This window comes from Dyella japonica DSM 16301, from assembly GCF_001010355.1.
Taxonomy (GTDB): Bacteria; Pseudomonadota; Gammaproteobacteria; order Xanthomonadales; family Rhodanobacteraceae; genus Dyella; species Dyella japonica.
Genome location: NZ_JPLA01000005.1, coordinates 1 through 15,842, shown reverse-complemented (window position 1 = coordinate 15,842; position 15,842 = coordinate 1). Strand labels below are relative to the sequence as shown.

The following is a 15,842-nucleotide window of genomic DNA, read 5'->3' as shown; positions in this document are numbered from 1 at the left end:
TCACCTCCCCGCCTTCAGCGGCAACGACGCCGGCCTTGGTGGACGGCGCATGGTGGCGGCCGCCGCGCTGATCGCCTCCACACTGCCGAGCAAGGGAAGTCCGGACGGCGTCGCCTCGACCTCCACGCTTGCTGCCGGCGATGCCGCGACAGGTGGTGCGATCGGCTCGGGGGCGGCGACCAGACCGGTGTAATCCGGCGGCGGGAGTTCGGCGATCTCTTCTTCAAGGGCATCGAGCGTGGACATGATGGTTTCACGATCGCCGCAGCGCAGCTCGCCGCGGAACAGTTCGGACAGCGGTCGCTCGAACACCTTCTCCATCGCCTCGCCCGCGTTCTCCACATGGCAGGCAAAAAAGAACAGGTAGAGACTGTCGCCGCTCGCCGTGCACAGATCGCCGGTACGGCGGATGCGGCAGGCCTGCAGCGCATCGATGCCGGCCACGTCGGGCTCCAGCGGCAGTCGCAGCAAGACGTTCGGCAGGCGGATCGGGCGGCTGCGCTCCACCGCCTCGCGCACCAGCTGGATGAAGCGGTGCGCCGGCACATAGCCGGTGGTGGAATCGCGCATCGCCGCCGATAGCGCGCTGACGTAGTCATCCGGCACGGGACGCGAAAACAGCTGCCCCTGCACGCCGTCCACGGTGATTTCGACCTGGGCCATCGGCATGCTGCGCGGGATGATGGCGTTGGCGCCCAAGGTCAGCATCAGCAGTTCGTAGCGGATGCTGACGTTGTCTTCGCGGATCAGGATCTTCAGTGCCTTGCCGCATTGGCGACGCAGATAGTTCACCTGCTTGGCCAGCGAGGCGACGCTTTCGTTGATGCCGTAGTGCAGGATCACCGTGGCGGCGACCGCCCGACTGGCCGCCGATACCAGCGCCTCGTTGTCCGGCAACACCTGCCAGCCCTTGGGCACCACCCGCTCGCGTGCCACGGTGCCCTGGGCCACCATCACCACGCTCTCGTCGGGTGCGAGCATGCCGGCCACTTCGCCGCTGGCGGGATCGTCCGGCACCGCGATCAAGCGGTGATCGTTGGCGGAAAAGCGCAGCGGAATGGATTCGTTGGCCGACAGCGCGCCGCGATTGTCGCGCCAGAACGCCACCTCCCAACGGAACTCGCCTTGCACGTGCACCAATTGTGCGGCGCCGGCAAACTGGATCTGGAAATCCGTGAGCGGGCGAAAATCGCCGCTCTGCTCCACCAGCGGCGGCAGCATGACCAGCAACACGGTATGCCGCGTCTGCGCGCACCAGCCGGCCAGCGCAGCGCCCTGCCGTATCAATGCAGCGCGATCCTGCCAGGCGAAACAAGTGGCCACGCCTTCGACCAGGAACTGGCTGGCCGGCGTTGCACATTGGGCGGACAGCGCCTGCAAGGCCTCCATCAACACATCGCAACCGTCGCGGTTCGGTGGGATCTTCAGACTGAACACATTGGATTTGGGATGCACCGCGCCCGGCTGATCGATATCCATGCCGTGCTGATGCAGCGCGTGCGCCACATCCTCGGCCGTGCGGGTGGAGAGCACCGTCACCGGCGTGAGCAGCGCATGGGCCGCGGTCTTCCAGAACAGCGCGTCGCGCGCGGGCGAGCGACTGGCGTACACCGCATACACCTGCCCGGTCGCCAGCGCCGACAGCGACGGCGGCAGGCCCTCGATGGCCAGCGACTGATTCAAGCGCAACAGCGCACGCGGCGTCGCTCGATCGGTCGATTCGTAAGGCGATGGAGGCAGGTTCGTCACAGCTCTCGTCCCTTGCGGCAGGATGATCCCGTCAGTATGCGGAATACGGTCTGACAGGGTTGGGCGGGAACGGCACCGGCAGCCGTTGCTGGTCGAAGAAATAACGCAGGTAGATCGTGCCAAGGTTGGGCGCGTAATCGCGTGAACGATCGAGTTTGAAGCGCGTGCCGATGACCCAGCGCGAAGTGAGCCGGTATTCCAGCGCCGCTGCCACCGTGTAACTGAAGCCGCCGCCCGATCCCGTGCCGAAATACGGCGTGCCCAGATCCGCGGCGGCCATGCGCGCCACCGCCTGCTGTTGCAGATCGGGGCGAGTGGGGAAATACGGCGCCTCCTCCTCATTGGTGGAAGAGTTTCCGACGGACGCCTCCAATTCCCACGACCAGCGCTTGTAGCGACCCGTCCAATCCAAGGGGATGGACGCGGAGAAATAACGACCGGGGCTGTAGTAGCCGCCATTGCCAAAGGTGTAGAAATGCTGGTTGTTCGCGTAGTGCCAGTAGTTGAGCACCAGGCCGCTGGAAAAGCGCTGGTCGGTGCCTACGTAGACGGGCACATCGATGCCGGTGCGCACCTTGAACTCGTGGTTGGTTTCGGTGTTCTCGCCAGTGAGCACGCCAAAACCCACGGATGCAAACAGCGTCGTGCGGCCCCAGTCCTGCGCACCGCGCAGGGTGAAACCGCTGCGGACCACGCCGCCCCAGGTTTCGCCGGTGACGGGATCGCGCGCGCCTGCGTAAGACACCAGGCTGCTGGTCACCGGCCGCCGCGATACATCGAGCGTGACGGATGAATCGTAGAAATCGTGGCGATAGAGAAAGCCGCCGAGGATGCTGTTGACGGTGAAGCCTATCGGCGTGCTGCCGATATCCGCGCGCCAACTGTTGCTTGCGCCGTTGAAATCGTAGCCGGCCGCCAGTGCGACGCCCTTGTCGGTCTGATCGATCGGACGCAGGCCGGCATTGCCGAGCGCGGCGATCTTGCCGAACTCGAACGCCGGGTCAAACCGATCCGCGGGCAAGGTGCCCGCATTGAGCAGCACGGTGTCGGCATGGAAAAAATAGTGCCCGGTATAACCGTCCGGAATACGCAGATAGACCGGAATCTCGGTGGCATGCAGGCGCGACATGCCGCTGCTGCCCGACTCGTTGGACTGGATCACGCCGCTGGCCACCTGCCCCTGCCGGCGATCGTCCAGACCCTGTAAGGCGCGCTGCGCCGAGGTGAGTCCATCGTCCGGACTGGGTGTCTCGCCTTCGGCCTGTTCCTGCGTGCGTGCCGTGCGATAGAGCTCGGCCGCATCGTCGTAGTGACCTTCAGACTGCGCGATGCGACCGGACTGCATGGTCACATCGGAACGATCGGCATAGGGCTGCCGCAACGGATCGACCACGGCGCGCGCCTGCTCATTGCGGCCCAGTGCGGTGTAGCGGCGCGCGATGGCCAGACGCGTATCGACATCGTCCGGCGGAGTATCGGCCAGCACCTCGTCGACCATGGCCAGCGCAGCCTTGCGGTGGCCCATACGCTCTTCCATGCGCGCGATGGTGAGGCGCGCGTCGGCATCGCCCGGGTGATCCACCAGCACCTTGCGTGCATAGGCTTGCGCTCCGCGGTAGTCGCGATGGGCCTCGCGCAGGTCGGCCTGGGCGAGCAGCCAGCGCTTTTCCTGCTTGCTGCTTTCGGGCACCTCGTCCAGCGTGCGGTCGGCGCCGGCCAGATCGCCGGCATCGATCTGCCGCCCTGCCTTGCGCATGGACAAGCGCAGCAGCTGGTCGTCGAACTGCGCCTGCTGTTCGGGCGTGACGCCGGGACGCGATCGCGCATCGGCAATCCACGCGCGCCACTCGTCGTCGCGATTGGCGGCACCGAGCAGCTCGCCGTAGCGCAGACGCACGCCGATGGCGGGATCGTCCGGATGCGCATCCAGCCAATCGCGCACCAGTTTCAGGCCCTTGTCGGGCTCGCCCAGGCTGATCCATTCGCGCCCGACGCTGGCGAGCATCTGCGGGTCGTCGCGCACCTCCTGCGCGATCCGCTCCAGCAGCGCACGCGCTTCCTGCTGGCGGCCCTGGGCCTCCAGTTGATGCACCTCACGCAGATCGCGCTGCGCCTTGAGGTTCGCGGCGAGTTCGCGCATGCCGTCCGAACGCTCATTCGCCGGCACCTGCGCAAGCACGCTGCTGGCGGTGTCGATATCGTCCAGTGAATTGAGATAGAGCGCGCTGGCATAGCGCATATCCGGCGTAGCCGCGGCGCGCAGACCATCTTCCATGACTGAGCGGCCCAGCGCGGGCAGACCCAGGTCGCGATACTGGCGCGCCAGCGTGTAGCGCAGCCAGGCATCCTTGGGCGTCAGACGTACCGCCTCCTCCAGTTTCAATACGGCCGCGCCGCTCTTGCCCTCGGCGATCAACTGGTCCGCTTCGATGGACAGCAATTGCGCGCGCAAAGCCACCATGGCGTCGCCGGAACCGTTGGAGCGCTGTTCCACCTGCGCGATGAGTGGCGTGAGCTCGTCGGTGCGATGCGTGGCGATCAACACCTTGGCCAACAATTCCAGCGCATCGATGTCCGGCTGCTCTGCCTCCACCATCGGGCGCAGCACCGCCTCGGCTTGCGCCCATTTCTGTTGCGCGATCAGCGAAGTGGCGAGCACTTTCTTCGCATCATTCTGATTAGGTTGTCGGCGCAGCGCGTCGCGGGCGAGCGCCTCGCCTTGCTCCGGGTGTCCCTGATCGTTGGCCGCACGCGCCTTGGATAAAGTGCCCCAAAAAGTCGCCGTGGCCATCAGGCTGCGCCATTTGCCTGCGTTGTCCGGATCGAGCTCAAGCGCACGGGCGAACAAGGCGCGCGCTTCGTCATGCTTGCCTTCGCGCATCTTCGCCAGGCCTTGCTCGCCAATCGCTTCGCCTTGGCGTGAGGAGGAAGAGCGCACCGGTGCCGAGGAAGTCGCCGTAGTTTCACTTGACGGCGCCGCACCCTTCGGCGGCGGCACGTAGTTGGCACCGCCCTTCTTGGCCAGCGACGCGAGCGCAGCCTTGGCGCTGTCGTCGTTGGGCACTTCCTTGAGGTAGCGCTGATACCACACGTAGTAGGCAGGATCGTCGCTGCCGGCGCTATTGAGGGCACGTCGCCATAGTTCCAGGGCTTGCGGACGGTTGGCATCCTGCCGCTGGTAGACGCGATAGATGATGTCCAGGCCTTCCAGTCGCGTCGACGCGCGATCGGTCAGCATGTCCGCCAGCGTCAGGGCCAGACTCAGATCGTTGGGATCCTGCCGCACGCGTTCGCGCAGTTCGTTCAAGGCCTTGTCGCGCTGGCCCGCCGCCGACATCGCACGATAGTAGTCGCCGGCCATTGGACCGCTGGGCGCACCGCGCGGAAACAGCGCCTGCATCTGCTGCCACGCCTCTTGCGATTGGCCGGTGCGCATCGCCAGGCGCGCCTTCGCCAACGCCGTCTTGTCAGTGGTGGCGAGACGATAGGCATCCGCCAGTTCAAGCGTGGCCGGATGCTTGGGATACCGTGCCTGCAGCTGTTGCAGACGCTTCGCTGCCTCGGCAGGACGATTGGAAGTGAGTTCGATCTGCCCCATCAAGGCCAGCGCATCCGGCTGCGTGGGATCGATCAGCAGGGCTTTCTCCACGATGCCGCGTGCCATGTCCGGACGGTTCTTGGCCTGCCATACGCGCGCCGAATCGAGCAGCTGTTTCATCGCAGGGCTGGGGGCGTCGGCCGCGGCCTGCGCCAAGGCCAGCGACGGCATCGCGCCGCCGGCGATCAGCAGCACGATGGCGGGTGCGAACAGATCGTTCAGCGCGCCGCGGGACACGTCGAGGTCCAAGCAGGAACGATTGCGCCGCTCGCATCGAAGCGGTACAGGCCATCAAGATAGCCAAGGCCGAACAAGGCCAGCACCTGGCTGTAGTAGCCCAGCGGCGATTGCGCGGCGAGTGTACGCGTGCGTTGCACCTGCGCCTGCACGAGCTCGTTGCGGCCAAGTGCGGCGAGATACGGCGCAACCGCCGCGGAGAATCCAGCATTGCCTTCGTTGCCCGCCGCGGCGCCGGTCTGCGTATCCACGCGCTCGGGCGGAAAACCGTGCGCTGCGACGAAGTCGGCCAGCGGGAGAAACGTGTCGAGCACGGCGGCACGCCGGGGCGTATCCGGTGCCAGCATGCCCGCCCACAAGTACACGCGTATCGCGTTGTACGCGCTCTCGGCCTTGCTGGCCTGATCCGCCACGAAGCCCTGCTCACGCTTGTACATCACCCAATCGGGAGAGTAGCCATGTGGCGCGGAACCGGTGACCAGCTTGGTCGAACTGTCGAGTATCGCCTTCCATTCCGTTTGCTGCGGCAACGCGCTCGCCAGATGACGCATCACCTGCAGCGGGACATAGCTGGGATTGAGTCGCCACACATCGTCCTGCGGATGAAAGCCCACCGGACCGGGCAACACGGTGCGTCCGAGTCCTGGCAAGACCGCCGTTTCCTTTGCCACGATGGACTGCGCCAGCACCGTGCCCAGTGCGGTGTAGCTGCGCTCATGCCACAGGCGTCCGGCTTCGAGCAGCGTATAGGCGATCCAGATATCGGCGTCGGAAGCGGCATTGCTGTCGAGCACGCCCCAGCTTTCGGTGGCGTCCTTCTTTGCTTGGCGTCCCCACTGCCACGCAGGCAGATGTTTGGTCAGATCGCCTTGCGCCAGATTGTTCTGCGTCCAGTTGAGCACGCGGTCGAAGGTGGCACGATCATTCGCCACCAGCGCGAAGAACAGCGCATACGCCTGCCCCTCGGACACGGTGACCTGCTCAGGCGTGCTTGCATCGATCACGCGACCGTCGGCGCTGAGCGTGCCCTGCTTGAAATGCTCCCAGTCGGGCCATGCGCACGACGCGGCCAGCGCGCGGCCGGAGGCGAACGTCACGGCAAGCACCAGCAGCGCGCGTAGCAGCGGAATCGATGCGTGGCGCATGGATCACCGCTCGAGTCGATGTGCGGCGAGCCGACCCAGCGCCCAGAACACCGTGAGTGCCACGAACAGGCCCGCGAGTATGCCGGCCAACGCCATCAAGGCCGGGTACCTGGAAATATGGATCCACAGCCACGCATACCAGGGCAGGTGTCCGACGTAATAGGTATCGCCCACGGTGAGGCCAACCACCACTTTCTGCCGCACCACGGTGAGGTCGCCGCGCACCTCGCCAAGCTTGGTGTCGTCGCCTAGCACATCGAGCAGATCGCCCAGGCGATCGGATGCATTGGCCGCCAGCGCCACCACGCTCCGTCCCTTGGTGTAGGGCGACTGGAATCCAACAAATGCGGCGGTAGGACCATTCACGCTCATCGCCGCGCGCGCCACCGGGCCCTGGCCCTTGGGGCGATCGGTCAGTTCGCGCACGGACAAATCGTTCTCGCTGCGCTCGATCAACATGGGCAAGCCCTTGCCCCACTTCGCCATCAGCTGACCGGCCGTGCCGGTGCCGATCACCAGCAGGTCGCGATCGCGCACCGATTCCACCGCGGCGGCAGGCACCACCGATACACGCAGGGCCGGCAAGCCACTCCATCGCCCCAGCTGTCCGAGCATGGTGAACAGCGCTTCCTGTTCGTGCGCGTCCGGTGCGTCGGGTATCACCACGGCGGTATCGGCCAGATCCGCCATGCGCGTAAACGGAAATCCGCTGGTGGCGAAGAACGCCAGATTCGGCATTGCCGTGTAGTGCACGAACTGGCTGAAATCGACGTTTGAATCGGGATCCACCGCCGCACGTGCGCTATCGGTGGCCGCGGAAACGCATAGCCCGGTCTTCTGCGAATCCATGTGGAACTGGAACTGGAACTGGTTGGTGCTGCCGATGCGCAGCGCCGGCACGCGGATCTCTTCCGCGCCACGCGCTTCGGAACCCGACAGCAAGGGCACATTGAATTGACGCTCGACGCCGGAAGGATCGGCCGGGCGCAGACGCAGCGAGCGCAGCAGCTGGTCGTTGACGCCGATATTGAGCACCGAGTCGTTGTAATTGGACGGTGCCGTGTAGCGGTAGTGCACGTTCAAAGGCACGCTGTGGCGCGCCCACGCAAACAGATCGGGCGGCAGGCGCATGTCGACACGGATCGGCTGCGGATTGAAGCCGGCCGCTTCCAGCTGCGCCGGATCGGTGACCAGTTCCTTGAAGCTGACCGGGCGATCCACCGGCGCCCAGTTCGGCGCGTCATACGGGCGGCGCTCCGGCCCCAGATCCACCGACTTCACGATGGCCTGGTCACCGGACATGCCCACCTGGCCGAGCACCAGCGCGTTGGCCGCTTCCTGCAACTCCTTGGTGTCGCGACCGGCCAGCACCAGCAATTTGCGACCCGATTGCGGCGGGCTGGCCGGATTGGCCATCACGATGACGGTGGGGCCCTTGATCTCGCCCAGCTTCACCCCCTCTGGCATCGCGTTGGGCAAGGCAAAGGCGATCGCATGCCCGTCGGTCGGCGGCGCCTGCACCACCGGAAAGCGTGCCCCGCGCCAGCCGGCCAGGGCGCCGAACCACGACGACACCACGCCGGCCGCGCGCAGCGTCTGCGCATCGGCCTGCGCGGGCAGCAAGAACGGAACCACCAGCGGGCGGTTGTCGCGGCGATCGAAGAACGGCGCAGGCAACAAGGCGAGACTGTTGGGCAGCCCGATTTCCGAAGTCGTAAGCGTGAGCGTGGTATCGGGACTGATGTCCGTCCACAGCGAGGTGTGATACGGATCTTCGCAATGATCGAGCGAGTAGTGCGCGATCATCTGCACGCCGATGCGGTTGAAATCGGTGAACAGGCGCGGATCGAGCACCACCTCCCTGCTCACCGTCTGCCCCGCCTGCTCCTTGTCCAGGGGCAGCGTGGCGACCACCTCGCCGTTGAGGAACACCTTCAGGTGCGAGAGCGAATAGATCAGCGAGGGCGAATAGGTGTAGACCAGCCGCAGTTTGGCGCCGGTCACGACTTCGTCGTTGCGCACGGCCACATTCAAGGTGCCGTTGGGATCCTGCCCGCGCAGCTTGATCGGGCCGAATACGCCCATCTGCTTCAGCGTGAGGTCGCGGGCCACGCCGGCAGGCGCCGCTTGCGGCGTGGCATCGCCAGTGGGCACCGAGGTCGCGGGAGCAGGCTGGGCCATGCCGCGCGCTGCCTCCTGGAAGGCCAGCGCGTCGGCGCTCATCACCATCCAGCTTCCCAGTAGCAGTAAACCCAAACAAACATGACGAAGGTGCCGCATGGAATGTCGCCTTGGGTCAGTGACGGAACGTCGAAAACGGGCTGGCTGGCCAGGCACACCTCGTCCCCTGCGCTGCTGCCTCTACCAACGAACCCACACGATCCGCGGAAACTGCTTGGCCAACGCCAAAGCACCCTGCCCTCTGCGGCGTCTCCACGCTCATGCCCCTGCCGACGATGGCCTGCCCCACGGTCTCCGATCCATCTTCGCGCGCCGATCAGCATTCCGCGGAGCCTGTGCGCAACGCATGAAATCGGGCCGTTCGGCCGGTTTCGCGCCTTGATGCAGCAGCACATCGTCACTCGGCAGAGACGATTAAAGAAACCGGCATAAAAGAAACGTGAATAGTCACATGAAGCAAAGGCTGGCCATCGCGCAGCGTGCGGTCATGCACAAACCTGCGAATTGCCTGGCGCCGCGTAGCAGCCTCTCGCGATTACCTCCGAAAGGCCGTAGCGTCGGTCAATGCACTCTATCCATCCCACAAAACAATATGGACGTCTTTACGTCCGCCGATTGACGGTCACCATTACGCCACGCCCGTCTTCCCGCCATCCATGGGAATCACCGCGCCGGTGACGTAGCTGGCCAGCGGCGAGGCAAGGAACACAGCGACGTTGGCGATCTCGCGCGGCTCGGCCATGCGTCCCATCGGGATCTCCTCCAATTGTTGAGCAAGCACGTCGTCGATGGACCGATGGCTGGCGCGCGCCAGGGCTTCGAGGCCTTCCTGCAATCGCCCCGTGCGCGTGGGGCCGGGATTGATCACGTTCACGCGCACGCCTTTGGACGCATACGCATTGGCGTAGCCCACGGAGGCGAGCATCAAGGCCGCATTGGCCGCCCCGCCGCCGATATGCACGGGACTGACCTGCCGGCCGCCCTGGCCCACCACGTTGACGATGCTGCCGTGGCCGCGTGCCGCCATGCGCCGTATCACCGGATCGATCATGTGCATATAGGTGAAGTACTTCGCGTGCATCGCGTCGTGCAGCGCGTCGGCATGCAGATCCGCCACTGGCGTGCGGCGCGCGGCGCCCGCGCAATTGACCAGCACCTCGATCGGGCCGAATTCGTTCTCGATGTATTCGGCCACCATCTGCGCCGCGACGATCTCGCGCAGGTCGGCGGCGGCAACGTCCATGCGCAGCCCTTCGCGCTCGAGGTCGTGCTGCGCGGCATGCAGGTGCGCGAGGTTGCGCGAGATGCCGACCACCTTCGCGCCTTCGCGTGCAAACGCCTGCGCACACGCCAGGCCGATGCCCTTGCTCGCGCCCGTGATCACCACGACCTGCCCAGCCAGACCGACGTCCATGCAGCGTTCCTTCTGCCCATAGCCACGAAGGTCATTGAAGCACACGGCTCGCAGCGCGCGCGTGCAGGTGATGCCTGTCACCTGCGATGGCTGATGGCTGGCCCTGCCGGCGGCCCACCTCGCTGCGGAACATAAGCGCCAGCTTCCGGGCCCAGGCCTGCCCCGGACCTCGTTCAGCCTTATAGGCCATCAGTCATGTTGCGAATTTCGATCCGAGCTATTGACGCCTGAAGATATGGTGTTATAGTTCACTACAACACCGGTCCACGAGAGCACTAAAGGAGAACGCCATGAAAGCGAATAACCTGCTAGCCCTGACCGCCGCCGCCTTGTTCACTACGGTTGGCCTGGCCGCCATCAACTCCAACGTCAACAGTCTCCCCGTCAGTGAGATCAACGGCGTCAAGGTCATCGACCTGGCTCCGGTCACGGTCCGCCCCTCGGCTGAAGACCTCCGCGCCGCCGCCATGCTGGCCGACGTCAACGTCGCCAACCTGAGCGCTGCCCCGCTGCTGTCGGCCGAAGCCGCCTCCAACGTGGTGCTCGGGAGCCAGCTGGCCATGCCCTACTATTCTTTCGGTAGCACCAAGTTCGGCCGTATCAGCAAGGAATAACAGTATGACCATCACCTGGAACGACAGCGTCCCGATCTACCGCCAGCTCCGCGAACGCGTAGTGGCGATGATTCTGGACGGCGCCTTGAACGAGGGCGACCCGCTGCCGTCAGTACGCCAGGTTGCTGCGGATTTTCAGATCAATCCGCTCACCGTCTCCAAGGCGTATCAGGAACTGGTCGACGATCAACTGGTGGAAAAAAGGAGGGGTTTGGGCATGTTCGTCATCGATGGAGCCAGGGAAGCGCTACTCAAGTCCGAACGAGAGCGCTTCCTGCGGGAGGAATGGCCCGCGCTCTTCGCCCGCCTGCAACGCCTGGGGCTGGACCTGAAGACCCTGCTGCGCGAAGCCCCCAATAGCATGGGCAGCGAAGGGAGCCAGTCATGAACGCGGTCGTCACGGCCACCGGTCTGAACAAGACCTACAAGAATGCGCACGCGCTGAACGACGTGAGCTTCCGCATCGAGTCGGGCCGCATCGTGGGGCTGATCGGCCCCAACGGCGCCGGCAAGACCACCGCACTGAAGGCCATCCTCGGCCTCACCGATTTCAAGGGCGAGCTGAATGTGTTGGGCTTCGATCCACGCACGCAGCGCGACCAGCTGATGGAACAGGTGTGCTTCATCGCCGACGTGGCGGTGCTGCCGCGCTGGATCCGGGTCAGCGAGGCGATCGATTTTGTCGCCAACGTGCACCCGCGCTTCAACCGGGCCAAGTGCGAAGCCTTCCTGGCACGCACCAAGCTCACCCCCAAGCAGCGCGTGAAGCAGATGTCCAAGGGCATGATCGTGCAGCTGCATCTGGCGCTGGTGATGGCCATCGACGCCCGCCTGCTGGTGTTGGACGAGCCCACGCTGGGCCTGGACATCCTCTACCGCAAGCAGTTCTACCAGAGCCTGCTGGAAGATTACTTCGACGAGAACAAGACGATCATCGTCACCACGCACCAGGTCGAGGAGATCGAGAACATCCTCACCGACCTGATGTTCATCCGCGACGGCAGGATCGTGCTGGATACCGACATGGATACCGTGGGCGAACGATTCGCCGAGGTCATGGTGAGCGCCGACAAGGCCGCCACTGCCCGCAGCATGAAGCCGCTCGATGAGCGACAGGTGTTCGGCAAGAGCATCTTCCTGTTCGACGGCGCCGACCGCGCCACGCTGGAAAGCATGGGCGAGGTCCGCCGCCCCACCGTCAGTGACTTGTTCGTCGCCACCATGAAGGGAACCTACGCATGAAAACCTTCTACTGGTTGCTGAAGCGAGAATTCTGGGAGCACCGCGGAGGTTTCCTGTGGGCCCCGATCGTCACCGGCGGCGTCTTCCTGGTGCTCAACGTGATGGCGATCATCACCGCCGAAGTGCTCAGCGCGCGTCACGGCGTACGCATCGGCGGCAACGACATCCAGATGATGATGCAGCACGCCGATGCCGGCGACTGGAAACAGGTCGGCGCGGCCGCGGACATCGCGATGATTTCCTCGATGGGATTCATCGGCATCGTGATGGGCATCGTGGTGCTGTTCTACTGCCTGGGCTCGCTCTATGACGACCGCCGCGACCGCAGCGTGCTGTTCTGGAAGTCCCTGCCGATCTCCAACACCAGCACGGTGTTGTCCAAAGTGGTCAGTGCCGCCGTCGTGGCGCCGGTCATCGCGGTCGTGGTGAGCATCATCTGCGGCCTGGTGCAGTTGTTCATCTTCGCCATCGTGTTGTCCTTCCATGGCATCAACGTGTGGCAGCTGCTGGCACTGAGTCATCCGCTGCGCGCCGTGGCCTCGCTGGTCAGCAATGTCCCGCTGTACGCACTCTGGGCCCTGCCCGCGGTGGGTTGGCTGATGCTCTGCTCGGCCGGCGCACGCAGCAAGCCCTTCCTGTGGGCGGTGGCGGTGCCGGTGGTGCTGGGCCTCATGGTGAGCTGGTTCAACATCATGGGCCTGTTCAATCTGTCCTCGGCGTGGTTCTGGGCCAACGTCGTGCAGCGTGCACTGCTGAGCGTGTTCCCCGGTTCCAACCTGGTGTTCGACAAGCACAGCGCGCTGAACATGGGCGAGATGAACGACAACGACCCGCTGGCGGTGCTGTCACCCATGCACACCTACGGCCTGCTCGCTTCGCCCGACCTGTGGATAGGCGTGATTGCCGGCCTGGCCCTGATCGCCGCCGCCGTGTGGTTCCGCCGGGTCCGCGACGACAGCTGATCGACGGTCTTGTCCCGCCTGCATCTTCCGCAAGGACGCGGGGTGCAGGCGGGACAAACTTTTCCCGCCGCCCAAGCTGCGGCAGACTTCACCCCTCACACCACGGAGTGTCGCCATGTCGTTCCGCTACCTGCCCTGCGTGCTCGCCCTTGCCGTGCTGACCGCTTGCAGCTCGGGCAACGATGTCCAGATCTTTGGCGGCGATACCGATGTGATCAACGGCCACATCACGCTGCATGACGGACAGGTCACCATCAAGGCGTCCGGCGCCCCCGACGCCACGGTCGATCAGAACGGACAGCTGGCCATCGACGGTCACGATGTGGCGATCAACGACGCACAGCGCGCCCTGCTGCAACGTTACAACGGGGCAGCCCGGCAAATGCGCGAGCACGCCATGGAGGCGGGCAAGGCGGGCGTGGCGACCGCCACCAAGGAGCTGGGCGCAGTGGCCGGCAAGATGACCGGTGCCGACACCGCCGAGCAGACCAAGCAGAAGGTCGAGGAAGCCGCGGCAACCATCAAGCAGGCCGCCGCCAAGATCTGCGAGGACGTGGCCGACATGAAGACCGCGCAGGACGCGCTGGCGACCCAGCTCGATGCGTTCAAGCCGTATGCCACGGCGGTGAGCGAGGAGCATGTCGAGAAGTGCCGCAAGGACACCAAGCACTAAAAGCTATCTTGTAGGAGCGCACCCTGTGCGCGACCTGGCCCTTGGGCCAGATCGGGTCGCGCACAGGGTGCGCTCCTACAAGGGTGAGGCAGTGGGTGGTTAACCGCCGCCGCCACCGCCGCCGTGTATGCCACCGCGCGTCAGCGTCATCGGATCCAGCAGCTTCTGCAGTTCAGCCTTGGAGAGCCCGGTGGTTTCCAGCGCCACATCCATGATCGGGCGCTTCTCCTTGTAGGCCTTCTTGGCCGTTGCGGCACCCTTCTCGTAGCCGATCACCGGATTGAGTGCGGTGACGAGAATGGGATTCTTGTCCAGCGCTTCCTTCACCCGCGCCGTGTTCACCTTGAAACCAGCGATCGCCTTGTCCGCCAGCAGCACGCTGACGTTGGACAAGATCTCGATCGACTGCAGCAGGTTGTGGGCGATCAAGGGCAGCATCACGTTGAGCTGGAAATTGCCGGACTGACCGGCGATGGTGATCGCCGCGTCGTTGCCGATCACCTGTGCGGCGACCATCGCGGTGGCCTCGGGTATCACCGGATTCACCTTGCCCGGCATGATCGACGAACCCGGCTGCAGCGCCGGCAGCTCGATCTCGCCCAGGCCGGCGAGCGGACCGGAATTCATCCAGCGCAGGTCGTTGGCGATCTTCATCAAGGCCACCGCCAGCGCCTTGAGCTGGCCGGACAATTCCACCGCGGCGTCCTGCGCGGCCATGCCTTCGAAATAGTTGTCTGCCGCATCGAAACGCACGCCGCTGAGCTTCTTCAATTCGCGCGCCACCGCAGCACCGAACTTCGGGTCGGCATTGATGCCCGTGCCCACAGCCGTGCCGCCGAGCGGAAGACGGCGCATGCGCTTGAGGCTGTCTTCGATGCGCTCGATCGCGCTGCCGATCTGCGCGGCCCAGCCGGACAGCTCCTGACCAAACGTCACCGGCATCGCATCCATCAGGTGCGTGCGGCCGGTCTTGGGCACGTTGCGCAGTTCGCGGGCGCGGCGATCGATGGTCCGTTTGAGGTGCTTGAGCGCCGGCAGCAACTGCCCACTGGTGGTCAGCGTGGCGCTGACATGGATGGCGGTGGGAATGACGTCATTGGAGCTCTGCCCGTAGTTGACGTGATCATTCGGGTGAATCTTGCCGCCGGCCTTGTTGGCCAGATGAGCAATCACCTCGTTCGCATTCATGTTGGTGCTGGTGCCCGAACCGGTCTGGAACACGTCGATCGGAAACTGATCGTCGTACTCGCCCTGGGCCACGGCGAGCGCCGATTTGCGAATGGCGTGCGCCTGGGTTTTCTTCAGATGACCCAGCAGAAAATTGGCATCGGCAGCCGCGGCCTTGATCAGGCCCAGCGCGCGTATAAAAGAACGTGGCAGATGCATGCCGGAAATCGGGAAGTTGTCGACAGCGCGCTGCGTCTGGGCACCGTAAAGCGCCTTGGCCGGCACCTTCAACTCGCCCATGCTGTCGTGTTCAATGCGGAACTGGGTCATGTCCTTGCGATTCCTCGGTGGGATGTCGGAAATATAGGTCGGGGCGTGTTAGGGCGCCGCCAAGGGGGAGCGTGTCCGGCTTGTCTGTGGGAGCGCACCCTGTGCGCGACAAGCCTACAGAGCGGTACACCGCAGCATGGCTGTCGCGCACAGGGTGCGCTCCCACAAATGGCCGACCACAACTGCAACCTTGATGCGATACCCAGGGCCCTGCGCAACCCTTGTGCGCGACCGCAGCGCGTGGGTGTATCGCTCCGTCAGGTGGTCGCGCACAGGGTGCGCTCCTACAAGAGACAAACAGCGGTAAGGCGACGCCGGGCGTTGCGCGCTCTTGATGTGGCTCTTGACCCTCGGGGTCCCCGTATGACGCGGCGGGCGGGTGGAGGAAAGCCCGAAGGGTGGCCGCATGGATGCGGCCAGTTTTTCGACAGGACAGGGATGTCCTGTCGAAAAACCCCGGAGCCCGCCCGCGCACCTGGAGGGCCGCAGGCCCGGAAGGCGCGTCATCCGGGGGGCCCTTTCTTTTGGTT

At 64.8% G+C, this 15,842-nt stretch carries 11 protein-coding genes; 5 read left to right on the top strand and 6 right to left on the bottom strand.

Annotation, left to right across the window (positions count from 1 at the left end; genetic code table 11):
• The 5 genes from bcsE to Y882_RS02355 all read right to left on the bottom strand — a co-directional run bounded on the left by bcsE (position 1) and on the right by Y882_RS02355 (position 10,324).
• A complete protein-coding gene (gene bcsE, locus Y882_RS02375; protein WP_052949610.1) occupies positions 1-1,749 on the bottom strand; it encodes a cellulose biosynthesis protein BcsE in 1,749 nt (582 codons plus the stop codon).
• Positions 1,750-1,780: 31 nt separating this feature from the next.
• Positions 1,781-5,584 (bottom strand): cellulose biosynthesis protein BcsC, encoded by a 3,804-nt coding sequence (locus Y882_RS02370; protein ID WP_046970301.1) that lies wholly within the window; start codon positions 5,582-5,584, stop codon positions 1,781-1,783.
• Positions 5,566-6,729 (bottom strand): cellulose synthase complex periplasmic endoglucanase BcsZ, encoded by a 1,164-nt coding sequence (bcsZ, locus tag Y882_RS02365; protein WP_046970278.1) that lies wholly within the window; start codon positions 6,727-6,729, stop codon positions 5,566-5,568. Before bcsZ ends, Y882_RS02370 begins: the two co-directional genes overlap by 19 nt.
• A gap of 3 nt (positions 6,730-6,732) precedes the next feature.
• A complete protein-coding gene (gene bcsB / locus Y882_RS02360) occupies positions 6,733-8,952 on the bottom strand; it encodes a cellulose biosynthesis cyclic di-GMP-binding regulatory protein BcsB (RefSeq protein ID WP_244466170.1) in 2,220 nt (739 codons plus the stop codon).
• A 586-nt stretch (positions 8,953-9,538) separates the two neighbouring features.
• Complete coding sequence (locus tag Y882_RS02355; RefSeq protein ID WP_046970276.1) at positions 9,539-10,324, bottom strand: SDR family NAD(P)-dependent oxidoreductase; 786 nt, start codon at positions 10,322-10,324, stop codon at positions 9,539-9,541.
• Between the two features lie 290 nt (positions 10,325-10,614).
• Between Y882_RS02355 and Y882_RS02350 the strand changes: the two genes are divergently transcribed.
• The 5 genes from Y882_RS02350 (at position 10,615) to Y882_RS02330 (ending at position 13,815) form a co-directional block, all read left to right on the top strand.
• Entirely contained in the window at positions 10,615-10,938 is a 324-nt protein-coding gene (locus Y882_RS02350; RefSeq protein WP_046970275.1) for a hypothetical protein, read from the top strand.
• A 4-nt stretch (positions 10,939-10,942) separates the two neighbouring features.
• On the top strand, positions 10,943-11,326 hold the full coding sequence (locus tag Y882_RS02345; RefSeq protein WP_046970274.1) for a GntR family transcriptional regulator: 384 nt from the start codon (positions 10,943-10,945) through the stop codon (positions 11,324-11,326).
• Positions 11,323-12,180, top strand: a complete 858-nt coding sequence (locus tag Y882_RS02340) for an ABC transporter ATP-binding protein (RefSeq protein ID WP_046970273.1) — start codon at positions 11,323-11,325, stop codon at positions 12,178-12,180. The genes Y882_RS02345 and Y882_RS02340 overlap by 4 nt, the downstream gene beginning before the upstream one ends.
• Complete coding sequence (locus Y882_RS02335) at positions 12,177-13,142, top strand: hypothetical protein (RefSeq protein WP_046970272.1); 966 nt, start codon at positions 12,177-12,179, stop codon at positions 13,140-13,142. The genes Y882_RS02340 and Y882_RS02335 overlap by 4 nt, the downstream gene beginning before the upstream one ends.
• A gap of 115 nt (positions 13,143-13,257) precedes the next feature.
• Positions 13,258-13,815 (top strand): DUF2884 family protein, encoded by a 558-nt coding sequence (locus tag Y882_RS02330; protein WP_046970271.1) that lies wholly within the window; start codon positions 13,258-13,260, stop codon positions 13,813-13,815.
• A gap of 99 nt (positions 13,816-13,914) precedes the next feature.
• Here Y882_RS02330 and Y882_RS02325 read toward each other — a convergent pair whose 3' ends face one another.
• Positions 13,915-15,312, bottom strand: a complete 1,398-nt coding sequence (locus tag Y882_RS02325) for a class II fumarate hydratase (protein WP_046970270.1) — start codon at positions 15,310-15,312, stop codon at positions 13,915-13,917.
• Positions 15,313-15,842 lie beyond the last annotated feature (530 nt).

Coding starts and splice junctions, on each gene's coding strand:
- bcsZ (WP_046970278.1), bottom strand. CDS start 6,729: ATGCGCCACGCATCGATTCCGCTGCTACGCGCGCTGCTGGTGCTTGCC.
- bcsB (WP_244466170.1), bottom strand. CDS start 8,952: ATGAGCGCCGACGCGCTGGCCTTCCAGGAGGCAGCGCGCGGCATGGCC.
- Y882_RS02355 (WP_046970276.1), bottom strand. CDS start 10,324: ATGGACGTCGGTCTGGCTGGGCAGGTCGTGGTGATCACGGGCGCGAGC.
- Y882_RS02350 (WP_046970275.1), top strand. CDS start 10,615: ATGAAAGCGAATAACCTGCTAGCCCTGACCGCCGCCGCCTTGTTCACT.
- Y882_RS02345 (WP_046970274.1), top strand. CDS start 10,943: ATGACCATCACCTGGAACGACAGCGTCCCGATCTACCGCCAGCTCCGC.
- Y882_RS02340 (WP_046970273.1), top strand. CDS start 11,323: ATGAACGCGGTCGTCACGGCCACCGGTCTGAACAAGACCTACAAGAAT.
- Y882_RS02335 (WP_046970272.1), top strand. CDS start 12,177: ATGAAAACCTTCTACTGGTTGCTGAAGCGAGAATTCTGGGAGCACCGC.
- Y882_RS02330 (WP_046970271.1), top strand. CDS start 13,258: ATGTCGTTCCGCTACCTGCCCTGCGTGCTCGCCCTTGCCGTGCTGACC.
- Y882_RS02325 (WP_046970270.1), bottom strand. CDS start 15,312: ATGACCCAGTTCCGCATTGAACACGACAGCATGGGCGAGTTGAAGGTG.